This is a genomic window from Streptomyces xingningensis (assembly GCF_054957865.1).
In genome coordinates, this window is record NZ_JBDJPF010000107.1 from 1 (window position 1) to 11,047 (window position 11,047).

Consider the following 11,047-nt stretch of genomic DNA (forward strand, 5'->3'; position numbering starts at 1 on the left):
GGGGGGGGGGGGGGGGGGGGGGGCGGGGCGCGCGGGGGGGGGGGGGGGCGGGCGGGCCGGGGGGGCGGGGGGGGGGGGGGGGGGGGGGGGGGGGGGGGGGCGCGCCCGCCCCCCCCCCCCCCCCCCCCCCCCGACGGTGGTCCGGACGGCGGTCAGCCGAAGACCGCGAGGCTCTTGGCCCGGCCGCCCTGGTTCTCGATCAGGGCCAGGAAGGCGCCGTCCGGGCCGAAGACGGCGATCGGTCCGGGGGTGTCGAAGAGCGGCACCCGGATCCGGACGCCATTGCCCAGCAGTCGTGCCTGTTCCGCGGTCACCTCCCAGCGCTGGAAGGCCGCGGCGGCCGCCTCCGCGACCGGCAGCACGGTGAGCTCCTGCTGGAGCTGGTCGAGGGTGCGCGCCTCGCCGACCCGGTAGGGGCCGACCCGGGTGCGCCGCAGCGCCGTGAGGTGGCCGCCGACGCCGGTGTCGGCACCGAGGTCGCGCGCCAGGGCGCGCACATAGGTACCGGACGAGCAGACGACGGAGACCAGCAGGTCCTGCACCGGGGTACCGTCCTCGGCCTCGGCCGGGTGCACGGCGTGCACGGTGAAGGAGGAGACCGTCACCGGGCGGGCGGGGATCTCGAAGTCCTCGCCCTCGCGCGCCCGCTTGTAGGAACGCACGCCGTCTATCTTGATCGCGCTGACCTTGGACGGGACCTGCATGATGGCACCGGTGAGCTTGGCCACGCCCGCGTCGATCGCCTCCCGGGTGACCCCGGTGGCGTCGGTGGCGGAGGTGATCTCCCCCTCCGCGTCGTCGGTCACGGTGTTCTGCCCGAGCCGGATGGTGGCCACATACTCCTTCTCGGTCAGCGCGAGGTGCCCGAGCAGCTTGGTGGCCCGCTCGACGCCGAGGACGAGCACCCCGGTCGCCATCGGGTCGAGCGTCCCCGCGTGGCCCACGCGCCGGGTGCGCGCGATGCCGCGCATCTTGGCGACGACGTCGTGCGAGGTGAAGCCGGCCGGCTTGTCGACGATGACCAGGCCGTCCGGCGTGCTGGACGTGCGGTTCATCAGGAGGTGGCGTCCTCGTCGTGCTCGTCGCCCGGCTTGCGGTACGGGTCCGCGTCACCGGCGTATGCCGCGCCGGAGGACACCTCGCGCACCTTGGCGTCCGAGGAGCGCGCCCGGTCGAGGAGGTCCTCGATGGTCCGGGCGTTCTCCGGCAGCGCGTCCGGCACAAAGGCCAGGGTGGGAGTGAACTTGGTGCCCGCGGCCTTGCCGACCGCGGAACGCAGCAGGCCCTTGGCGCTCTCCAGTCCGGCGGCCGCGCTGGCCCGCTCCTCGTCGTCGCCGTAGACCGTGTAGAAGACCGTCGCCTCCCGCAGGTCGCCGGTGACCCGGGTGTCCGTGATGGTCACATGCGTGCCGAGGCGCGGGTCCTTGATTCCGCGCTGCAGCTTCTGGGCGACCACCTCCCGGATGAGGTCCGCCAGCTTCTTCGCCCGCGCATTGTCGGCCACTGGTCCGTCTCCTTCTTGGTGTTCAGTCGTCGTGCTCGCCGTGGAACCGCCGCCGTACCGACAGCAGGTCCACTTCAGGACGTGCGGCGACCCAGCGCTCGCAGCGGTCCAGTAGGTCGGTGAGGTGCCCCGCGTCCCCGGAGACCGCCGCCAGGCCGATCACGGCCCGGCGGTACAGGTCCTGGTCACCGACCTCCGCCACGCTCACCGCGAATTTGCGGTGCAGCTCGGCGACGATCGGGCGGACGACGGAGCGCTTCTCCTTCAGCGACCGTATGTCGCCGAGGAGCAGGTCAAAGGACAGCGTCCCTACGTACATGCAGTGCGGGTTCATGCCACCCGTGGGGCCTTCGGTGTCCGTGATTCGTACGGCTCATTCGAACCGTACACGCAACGGCCGGGGCCGATCGACGGAAATTCTCCCGCCGACCGGCCCCAGTCGCTCTGTGCGGATCAGCCGCGGGGCTTCTCCCGCATCTCGTACGTCGCAATGACGTCGTCGACCTTGATGTCGTTGAAGTTTCCGAGGTTGATACCACCCTCGAAGCCCTCGCGGATCTCGGTGACGTCGTCCTTGAAGCGGCGCAGACCGACGATGGTGAGGTCCTCCGCGACCACCTTGCCGTCCCGGATGAGGCGCGCCTTGGTGTTGCGCTTGACCTCGCCGGAGCGGATGAGGACACCCGCGATGTTGCCCAGCTTGGACGAGCGGAAGATCTCGCGGATCTCCGCCGTGCCCAGCTCGACCTCTTCGTACTCCGGCTTCAGCATGCCCTTGAGGGCCGCCTCGATCTCCTCGATCGCCTGGTAGATGACCGAGTAGTACCGGACGTCGACGCCCTCGCGCTCGGCCATCTGCGTGGCACGGCCCTCGGCGCGGACGTTGAAGCCGATGACGATCGCGTCGGAGCCGGTCGCCAGGTTGATGTCCGACTCGGTGACCGCACCTACACCGCGGTGCAGGATCCGGATCTCGACCTCTTCGCCGACGTCGAGCTGGAGCAGCGAGGACTCGAGAGCCTCCACCGAACCGGACGCGTCGCCCTTGATGATGATGTTGAGGTCCTGCACCAGACCGGCCTTGAGCACCTTGTCGAGGTCCTCGAGGGACACCCGGCGGGTGCGCTTGGCGAAGGCGGCGTTGCGCTCGCGCGCGGCGCGCTTCTCGGCGATCTGGCGGGCCGTGCGGTCCTCGTCGACGACGAGGAAGTTGTCGCCGGCGCCCGGGACGTTGGTCAGACCCAGGACGAGGACGGGGGTCGAGGGACCCGCCTCCTCGACGTTCTGGCCCTTGTCGTCGAGCATCGCGCGGACCCGGCCGTAGGCGTCACCGGCGACCATCGTGTCGCCGACGCGGAGGGTACCGCGCTGGACGAGGACGGTGGCCACGGCGCCGCGGCCGCGGTCGAGGTGGGCCTCGATCGCGATGCCCTGCGCGTCCTGCTCCGCGTTGGCGCGCAGGTCGAGCGAGGCGTCCGCGGTGAGGACCACGGCCTCCAGCAGGCTGTCGATGTGCAGGCCCTGCTTGGCGGAGATGTCGACGAACATGGTGTCGCCGCCGTACTCCTCGGCCACCAGGCCGAACTCGGTGAGCTGGCCGCGCACCTTGGTCGGGTCGGCGCCCTCGACGTCGATCTTGTTGACCGCGACCACGATCGGCACATCGGCCGCCTTGGCGTGGTTCAGGGCCTCGATCGTCTGCGGCATCACACCGTCGTTGGCCGCCACCACGAGGATCGCGATGTCGGTCGACTTGGCACCACGGGCACGCATGGCGGTGAACGCCTCGTGACCCGGGGTGTCGATGAAGGTGATCGCGCGCTCTTCACCGTTGACCTCGGTGGCAACCTGGTACGCACCGATGTGCTGCGTGATACCGCCGGCCTCGCCCGCGACGACGTTCGTCTTGCGGATCGCGTCCAGCAGTCGGGTCTTACCGTGATCGACGTGACCCATGACGGTCACCACCGGCGGACGGGAGACGAGCATTTCCTCGCCGCCCTCGTTCTCACCGAACTCGATGGAGAACGACTCGAGGAGCTCGCGGTCCTCCTCCTCCGGGCTGACGATCTGAACCTGGTAGTTCATCTCGTCGCCGAGGAGCGTCAGCGTCTCGTCGGACACCGACTGGGTCGCGGTGACCATCTCGCCGAGGTTCATCATCACGGCGACGAGCGACGCCGGGTTGGCGCCGATCTTCTCCGCGAAGTCGGTGAGGGAGGCACCACGGGAGAGCCGGATGCTCTCGCCGTTGCCGCGCGGCAGCATCACGCCGCCGACGGACGGGGCCTGCATGGCCTCGTACTCCTGACGCCGCTGGCGCTTGGACTTGCGGCCACGACGGGCCGGACCGCCGGGACGGCCGAAGGCACCCTGTGTGCCACCACGGGCACCCGGGCCGCCGGGACGGCCACCGAAGCCGGGACGACCGCCGCCGAAGCCACCGCCGCCACCGGGGCCACCGCCACCGGGACGGCCGGCGAAGCCACCGCCACCACCACCGGGACGACCGCCGCCGCCCGGACCGGCCGGACGACCGGCGAAGCCCGGACGACCGGCACCGCCACCGGGACGACCGGCGCCACCGGGACCACGGCCACCGCCGCCGGGGCCCGGACGCGGGCCGGCGGCCGGGCGCTGCGGCATCATGCCCGGGTTCGGGCGGTTGCCGGAGGGGGCGCCACCAGGGCCGCCGGCAGAGCGCTGAGCGCCACCGGGAGCCTGCGGACGGGGCATGCCGCCGGGCGTCGGGCGGGAACCCTGGCCCTGCGGACGGGGCGCGCCACCGGGGCCGCCCTGCGGACGCGGGGCGCCGGGACCGCCGTGGCCGCCGCCGGGACGCTGCGCGCCGCCCGGGCGCGGGGCCTGCGGGCGGGCCATGCCGGTGGAGCCACCGGAGGTGAAGGGGTTGTTGCCCGGGCGCGGACCGGCCGGACGGGTACCCGGACGCGAACCGCCCTGGCCCTGGCCGGGACGCGGGGCACGCTCGGGACGGCCGCCGTCACGCTGCCCGGCCGGACCCGGACGGGCACCCGGACGCGGACCGGGGGTGGCGCCGGGGCGCGGGGCGGACGGAGTCGAGGGCTGCGCCGGGGGCGCGGAGAACTCGGCGGCGGGCACCGGGGTGACCGAGGCCGGCTTGGCCGGAGCCGCCGGGCCGGGCTTGGGGCCGGGACGCGGGCCGGGAGCCGGCGCCGCGGCGGCGGGCTTGGGGGTGGGGGAAGCCGCGGCCGGCTTGGGCGCCGGGGCGGCGGGGCGCGGGGCGCCCGGAGTGGGCGCGCCCGGCTTCGGGGCCGCGGCCTTGCGCGGCGCCGCGGGCTTGGCAGCGGACTTGCCGGCGTTGCCACCGGGTCCCTGCAGCGCATCAGTCAGTTTGCGGACGACCGGCGCCTCGATCGTCGAGGACGCCGAACGGACGAATTCACCAAGTTCTTGGAGCTTGGCCATGACGACCTTGCTCTCCACTCCGAACTCCTTGGCGAGTTCGTATACCCGGACCTTAGCCACTTCGCTCCTTCTAGGTCCGGTTTGTCATCCGGACCGTCGCTACTTCATGGGCGTACTCATCGCGTACTCATCGAGTGCTCATCGCAATCTCGACCTACTTCCAACTCGCGAGGTACCTGACCGCACGGTTACCCGTGCGTTCTTCTTACGGTGGGGCCATTCCCCGCGGGTGCGGGGCCGAACTGTTGCCGCTCGACACGTTCGACGTATCGACGCAGCTCCGCGATGTCAAACGGTCCCGGGCTTTTGAAGGCCCTGGGGAACGCCCGACGGCGGACCGCCTGCTCGAGGCAGACGAGTGTGGGGTGCACAGAGGCACCCCGGCCGGGCAGCGTACCGCGAGGATCGGGGACACAGGCGCCCTCGATCAGCACGATCCGCAGCAGATCGCCCTTGGCCGCTCGCTCCCGGCACCCCACACAGGTGCGTTCAGGGCATACGCGGGCATGCGTCCGGCCAGACACTGCTTAAGTCTACCTCCCTGCGCCAACCCCACCCCTTCGGGGGACAGATCGGCCGCGCATCCGTTTTGACCATGCTCCCGGGCCCGGGACCGGCCGTGATACGGCCGGGCGGGCCCGGCGGGGGCGGCTTTTGCGCGCCCCCGGACGCTGCCGCGCGCCGTGCGTGCTTCCGCCGCTTCCGCTAGGACGCCGTGGCGGGCTGCGGGGTGTCCGGGCGGATGTCGATCCGCCAGCCGGTGAGCCGGGCGGCGAGGCGGGCGTTCTGCCCCTCTTTGCCGATGGCCAGGGAGAGCTGGTAGTCGGGGACGGTCACCCGGGCCGAGCGCGCGGCGAGGTCCACGACCTCGACCTTGCTCACCCGCGCGGGGGACAGGGCGTGCGCCACCAGCTCGGCCGGGTCGTCCGACCAGTCGACGATGTCGATCTTCTCGCCGTGCAGCTCGGCCATCACCGCGCGGACCCGGCCGCCCATCGGGCCGATGCAGGCACCCTTGGCGTTGAGGCCGGAACGGGTGGACCGGACGGCGATCTTGGTGCGGTGGCCGGCCTCGCGGGCGATCGCCGCGATCTCCACCGAGCCGTCGGCGATCTCCGGGACCTCCATGGCGAAGAGCTTCTTCACCAGGTTGGGGTGGGTGCGCGAGAGGGTCACCGACGGGCCGCGCACGCCCTTGGCCACCCGCACCACATAGGTGCGGATGCGGGTGCCGTGCGTGTACTCCTCGCCGGGCACCTGTTCCTGCACCGGCAGGATGGCCTCCAGCCTGCCGATGTCGACCAGGACGTTCTTGGGGTCCTTGCCCTGCTGGACGATGCCCGCGACGACATCGCCCTCACGGCCCGCGAACTCACCGAAAGTGATCTCGTCCTCGGCGTCCCGCAGACGCTGGAGGATGACCTGCTTGGCGGTGGTCGCGGCGATCCGGCCGAAGCCGGACGGGGTGTCGTCGAACTCGCGGGGCTCCGCGCCCTCCTCGAGGTCCTGCGGGTCCTCCTTGGCCCAGACCGTCACATGGCCGGTGTCGCGGTCCAGCACCACCCGGGCCCGGCGGCGGCTTCCCTCGGTGCGGTGGTAGGCGATGAGGAGGGCCGACTCGATCGCCTCGACCAGCAGGTCGAAGGAGATCTCCTTCTCTCGCACCAGACCCCGCAGGGCACTCATGTCGATGTCCACGGCTACGCCTCCTCTTGGCTCTCGTCGTCCACGGGCTTCGCGGCCTCTTGAACCGACTTGCGGTTGAATTCGATCTCCACCCGGGCCTTGGCGATCTCGCCGAACGCCAGCCGGCGGGAGGTGGGCCTGCGGCCCTTGACGCCCGGCACCTCGAGGTCGAGCCCCTCGTCGTCCACGGCCGTGATCCGTGCGACCAGCTCGCCGCCCTCGGTGAGCCGGACCTTGATCAGCCGCCCGGTGGCCCGGACATAGTGGCGGTGGAGGGTCAACGGGCGGTCCGCGCCGGGGGAGGTGACCTCCAGGACGTACGGGGCGCCGCCCATGGCGTCCGTCTCGTCGAGCTTCTCGGAGACCTCGCGGCTCAGCTCGGCGCACTCGTCCAGCTGGACGCCCTCGTCGGAATCCACCACGACGCGCAGCACCCGGCGCTTGCCGGCCGGTGTCACTTCGACCTCTTCCAGATCCAGCTCCCGCGCGCTGACGAGAGGGGCGAGCAGCTCGCGCAGCCGCTCGCTCTGGGTGGTGCTCATCCGGGTGACTCCTCGGCCGCGTGTGCTGTTGTGGGAAAGTCGCGTGTCAGGTCAAAGCCTATCTGTTCCGGCAGCCGGCTGACGATTCGGTGGCTCGTCCCCGAGCACCTCACCGCGCACCGGTACGCTCGCGTGCGGTGATCATGGCCGTGATCACTACAGGCCCGGCGGAAAGAGGATCGTGCCGCTCACCACGACGACGCGAGGCGCCGAAGGCCCGCGCAGACGCAGGGTGCTGGCCGGGGGTGCGGCGGCCCTGCTGCTCTCCGGCTGCTCCGCCGGCCGGGATGCCGGGGCCGATGCCCGTGCCTCGGCCGAGCGGGAGCTGCGCGCCCGCGCCGGGCGCGAGTCGGCGGCGCTGCTGGAGCGCTATGACGCGACCCTCGCCGCGCACCCCGGGCTCGCCCCCAGGCTGCGGCCGCTGCGGTCCGAAGTCGCCCTGCACTCCGAGGCATTCGGCGCCACCGCGACCCCGTCTTCTGCGTCTTCCGCTTCCACGGCCCCGGTCCGCGTCCCCGATGACGAGCAGGCGGCGCTCGCCGCCCTGGCCGACGCCGAGCGGCGCACCACCGACGCCCGTACCGCCGCGCTGGGATCCGCCCCGCCCGAGCTCGCCCGGCTCCTCGCCTCGGTCGCGGCGGCGGGCGCGGCCCATGCCCAGCTGCTGGGAGGCAACCCATGACCGCGCTGACGGCGGCCCAGGCGGCGCTCGCGGCCGAGCACGCCGCCGTGTACGGCTACGGGGTGGTCGGCGGGCGGGTGGACGAGGCGCATGCCAGGGAGGCGCGCGCGGCGTATGACGCGCACCGGGCCCGGCGCGATGCGCTGGCCCGCACCGTACGGGACCTGGGCGGCCGGCCCGAGGCGGCGGCCGCCGGATATGAGCTGCCGTTCCCGGTGCCGGACGCGGACGCCGCGGTGCGGTTGGCGGCGGAGCTGGAGAGCCGGGTCGCCGGCGTCTACGCCGACCTGGTGCGCGCCGCCACCGGTGCGCTGCGCGGCGAGGCGGCGGCCGCGCTGCGCGAGGCGGCAGTGCGGGCGGCGCGCTGGCGGGACGGCAGCGTAGCCTTCCCTGGGCTCGCCGAACGGGCCGCCGCGGCCGGGCCGAGCCCCTCGCCGAGCGGTCCGGCGGTACGGCGGTGACCTGCAAGAACGTAGGGCGAGAAGGAAAGGGACAGCGCGGGGATGGCCAATGCGAACGACCGCCTCGAACCGCCGGAGCGGCTGGTTCGCGCCCTGAGTTCGGACCCGGTCCACGGGGACGCCGGGCGGCAGTGGCTCGCGACACTGCCGGCCACCGCCCGGGAGTACCTGGAGCGTTGGGAGCTGACACCCGACCGGGTACAGACACCGGGCGGGCGCGGCAGCATGGTCGTCCTGGTCCGGCGGTCCGACGGCGCCGCGGCCGCGCTCAAGCTCACCCTGCCGGGCGGCCCGGCCGCGCTGGAGCACGCCGCGCTCGCGCACTGGAACGGCATGAGCGCGGTACGGCCGCTGCGTGCCGAGCCGCAGGCGGGTGCGCTGCTGCTGGAGCGGCTGCACGGTGAGGTGAACCTGCGGTCGCTGCCGGAACCCAAGGCCGTTCTGGAGGCCTCGGCGACCCTGCAGCGGCTGTGGGTGCGGCCCCCCGACGAGCCCGGCTTCCCGACGGTGGCCGAGCACTCGGCCGCGCTGGCCGGCACCCTGCGCGGGTGCCGGGACGAGCCCTGGGCGGCGGAGCTGCGGGCGCTGATCGACGAGGCGCTGGAGCTGCGGGACGCGCTGGCCGCCGGCCCTCCCTCCGCCGAGCCGCCGAGTCTGCTGCACGGCGCCTACCACCAGGGCAAGGTGCTGGCGGGCGACCGCACGCCCTGGCTGGCCGTGGGGCCGCGCCCGCTGGTGGGCGAGCGGGCGTACGACCTGGCCTGGCCGGTCCGCGACCGGCTGGACACCCTGCTGGCCGCGCCCGGTGCGGCGGCCGCGGCGCGGCGGCGGGTGGCGAAGCTGGCGGATTCGCTGGACGTCGACCGTGAGCGGCTGCGCGGCTGGGCGGTCTTCCGGGCGGTGGCGGCGGGTGTGCGCGAGCTGTCGCTCGGCGCCCGACCGGCGGGTGAACTGCTGCTGGAGTTCGCGGGGTTGTGCTGAGCGGGGCGGGAGCGATGAGGCACTGGCAATCGTCCGGACCGTCAGCGCAGCAGCGGCAGTTCCGCCCCCATCACCGCATAGGGGCTGGCCGCACTGGGGAAGACCACCTGCCGGGCCAAGTCCCGGTAGCCCAGCTTGCGGTAGAGGGCCCGGGCCGGGCTCTCGGTGTCGATGGCGGAGAGGATCGAGCGGGGTTCCAGGGCGTCCGCGGTGATGGCGGTGATCAGGGACCGGCCGATCCGCCGGTTCTGGTAGGCGGGGTGGACGTGCAGCTCGGTGATGACAAAGGAGTCGTCGAGCCAGTCCTCGCACCCGGTGGCCCGCAGATACGGCTCGACGACGGTGGACCACCAGTGCGTACGGTCGTTGGGCATCCCATAGACGAAGCCGACGAGCCGTCCGGTGTCCGTTGTCGCGCCAAGGGCGCGGGCGCCGGGGCTGGTGAAGTGCCGGAGCACGATATGACGCCGGACGCCGACCTCCTCCGCGGTGAGCCCGAAGGCGAGCGCCTGCACGGCCAGCGCATCGTCCACCCGTGCGGCGAGGTCGAGCGGCCCGACCACGATGTCATCCATGCCGGGAGGCTACCGGGCGGGGCATCGTGCCCGGGGGCACCTCCCGGCGTTGGCCGGGGGAGCGCCGGAACGGCTCAGAAGAGCACGCTCATAAACGCGCCGACCTCCTCGAAGCCCACCTTGCGGTAGGCGGCGCGGGCGGCGGCGTTGTAGTCGTTGACATAGAGGCTGGCGACCGGGGCGACCTCGCGCAGGGCGTAGCGCAGCACGGCGGCCATGCCGGTGACGGACAGGCCTCGGCCGCGGTGTTCCGGGGCGACCCAGACGCCCTGGATCTGGCAGGCCCGGTCGGTGGCGGCGCCGATCTCCGCTTTGAAGACGACACGTCCGTTCTCGAAGCGGGCGAACGAGCGGCCGGAGCCGATGAGTTCGGCGATGCGTGCCTGGTAGAGGAGTCCGCCGTCACCGGCGAGCGGCGAGATGCCGACCTCCTCGGTGAACATCGCCACACAGGCCGGAAGGACGACCTCCATCTCGTCCTTGCGGACCCGGCGGACGAGCGGGTCGGGCTCGATGCCCACGGGCATCGACCGGGTGATCATCAGCGGCTGGTGCGGGCGGACTTCGCGGGCGGGGCCCCAGTGGGGTTCGAGGTGGGACCAGAGGGCGGCGGTGGAGGGGGCGGGGCCGACGATGGACGAGCAGCGGCGGCCGGCCCGGCGGGCGCGGTCGGCGAACGCCCGTACGGCCTCGGGACCCGCGCAGATGGGGACGAGGTTGGCTCCGGCATAGCAGAGCGACTCCAGGCGTCCGCCCGCGTACCAGCCCCACATCTCGCCGCCGAGCCGCCAGGGGTCGAGTCCGGCGATGCGGACGCGGGCGGTGACAAAGGCGTTGGCGACGGGCTCGCGGTCGAGGACCGCGAGGGCGGCGTCGAGTTCGGCGGGCTCCAGGACCTTGGTGGTGGTCGTCGTCAACACGTGTCGGGTTGCCTCACCGTCGCGGGCCGGAGGCCAAAGGAGAACAGGTCTTGGCACTGTACCTCCCGGTTCCCGCTGGTACCCCCTGCGCGCAGGGGATATGGCCGTGCTCCGCCGCGGCGGGCGGAGCACGGCCATGCGCCGGGGTGCGTCAGCCGACGGCGGCTCAGCCCTCGCCGGCGGCGATGACGGTCGGCGTTCCGGAGGGGACGCCGGCCTGTTCCATCTGCTCGGCGAGGATCAGGGCTT

At 73.1% G+C, this 11,047-nt stretch carries 12 protein-coding genes; 3 read left to right on the forward strand and 9 right to left on the reverse strand.

Features of this window, described 5'->3' with window-relative positions:
* Positions 1-152: 152 nt before the first annotated feature.
* From truB to rimP, 7 genes are all read right to left on the reverse strand, one after another.
* Positions 153-1,055 carry a tRNA pseudouridine(55) synthase TruB gene (gene truB / locus ABCR83_RS31330; RefSeq protein WP_462698644.1) on the reverse strand — a complete coding sequence of 301 codons (903 nt, stop codon included), beginning with the start codon at positions 1,053-1,055 and terminating at the stop codon, positions 153-155.
* Complete coding sequence (gene rbfA / locus ABCR83_RS31335) at positions 1,055-1,504, reverse strand: 30S ribosome-binding factor RbfA (RefSeq protein ID WP_462698645.1); 450 nt, start codon at positions 1,502-1,504, stop codon at positions 1,055-1,057. The genes truB and rbfA overlap by 1 nt, the downstream gene beginning before the upstream one ends.
* Positions 1,505-1,526: 22 nt before the next feature.
* The gene (locus ABCR83_RS31340; RefSeq protein WP_462698646.1) at positions 1,527-1,823 is read right to left on the reverse strand and encodes a DUF503 domain-containing protein; all 297 of its coding nucleotides are present in this window, start codon (positions 1,821-1,823) and stop codon (positions 1,527-1,529) included.
* 134 nt (positions 1,824-1,957) lie between these two features.
* A complete protein-coding gene (gene infB, locus ABCR83_RS31345; RefSeq protein WP_462698647.1) occupies positions 1,958-5,011 on the reverse strand; it encodes a translation initiation factor IF-2 in 3,054 nt (1,017 codons plus the stop codon).
* A 128-nt stretch (positions 5,012-5,139) separates the two neighbouring features.
* A complete protein-coding gene (locus tag ABCR83_RS31350) occupies positions 5,140-5,475 on the reverse strand; it encodes a YlxR family protein (protein ID WP_462698648.1) in 336 nt (111 codons plus the stop codon).
* A 181-nt stretch (positions 5,476-5,656) separates the two neighbouring features.
* Entirely contained in the window at positions 5,657-6,649 is a 993-nt protein-coding gene (gene nusA / locus ABCR83_RS31355) for a transcription termination factor NusA (protein WP_462698649.1), read from the reverse strand.
* Positions 6,650-6,651: 2 nt separating this feature from the next.
* Positions 6,652-7,179, reverse strand: coding sequence for a ribosome maturation factor RimP (gene rimP / locus ABCR83_RS31360; RefSeq protein WP_462698650.1), 528 nt, complete (start codon positions 7,177-7,179; stop codon positions 6,652-6,654).
* A gap of 181 nt (positions 7,180-7,360) precedes the next feature.
* Here rimP and ABCR83_RS31365 point away from each other — a divergent pair, with 181 nt between their 5' ends.
* From ABCR83_RS31365 to ABCR83_RS31375, 3 genes are read left to right on the forward strand one after another with little or no spacing between them, the layout of a single operon-like run.
* Complete coding sequence (locus ABCR83_RS31365; RefSeq protein ID WP_462698651.1) at positions 7,361-7,861, forward strand: hypothetical protein; 501 nt, start codon at positions 7,361-7,363, stop codon at positions 7,859-7,861.
* Complete coding sequence (locus ABCR83_RS31370) at positions 7,858-8,322, forward strand: ferritin-like domain-containing protein (protein WP_462698652.1); 465 nt, start codon at positions 7,858-7,860, stop codon at positions 8,320-8,322. The genes ABCR83_RS31365 and ABCR83_RS31370 overlap by 4 nt, the downstream gene beginning before the upstream one ends.
* 42 nt (positions 8,323-8,364) lie before the next feature.
* Positions 8,365-9,303 carry an aminoglycoside phosphotransferase family protein gene (locus tag ABCR83_RS31375; RefSeq protein WP_462698653.1) on the forward strand — a complete coding sequence of 313 codons (939 nt, stop codon included), beginning with the start codon at positions 8,365-8,367 and terminating at the stop codon, positions 9,301-9,303.
* A 41-nt stretch (positions 9,304-9,344) separates the two neighbouring features.
* Here ABCR83_RS31375 and ABCR83_RS31380 read toward each other — a convergent pair whose 3' ends face one another.
* Together ABCR83_RS31380 and ABCR83_RS31385 are read right to left on the reverse strand one after the other, a co-directional pair.
* The gene (locus ABCR83_RS31380) at positions 9,345-9,878 is read right to left on the reverse strand and encodes a GNAT family N-acetyltransferase (RefSeq protein ID WP_462698654.1); all 534 of its coding nucleotides are present in this window, start codon (positions 9,876-9,878) and stop codon (positions 9,345-9,347) included.
* Positions 9,879-9,952: 74 nt separating this feature from the next.
* Positions 9,953-10,798, reverse strand: a complete 846-nt coding sequence (locus tag ABCR83_RS31385; protein ID WP_462698655.1) for a GNAT family N-acetyltransferase — start codon at positions 10,796-10,798, stop codon at positions 9,953-9,955.
* Positions 10,799-11,047 lie beyond the last annotated feature (249 nt).

What these genes read in the sequence shown, in the direction of transcription:
- truB (WP_462698644.1), bottom strand. Translation starts at nt 1,055, where the DNA reads ATGAACCGCACGTCCAGCACGCCGGACGGCCTGGTCATCGTCGACAAG.
- ABCR83_RS31340 (WP_462698646.1), bottom strand. Translation starts at nt 1,823, where the DNA reads ATGTACGTAGGGACGCTGTCCTTTGACCTGCTCCTCGGCGACATACGG.
- rimP (WP_462698650.1), bottom strand. Translation starts at nt 7,179, where the DNA reads ATGAGCACCACCCAGAGCGAGCGGCTGCGCGAGCTGCTCGCCCCTCTC.
- ABCR83_RS31370 (WP_462698652.1), top strand. Translation starts at nt 7,858, where the DNA reads ATGACCGCGCTGACGGCGGCCCAGGCGGCGCTCGCGGCCGAGCACGCC.
- ABCR83_RS31375 (WP_462698653.1), top strand. Translation starts at nt 8,365, where the DNA reads ATGGCCAATGCGAACGACCGCCTCGAACCGCCGGAGCGGCTGGTTCGC.
- ABCR83_RS31380 (WP_462698654.1), bottom strand. Translation starts at nt 9,878, where the DNA reads ATGGATGACATCGTGGTCGGGCCGCTCGACCTCGCCGCACGGGTGGAC.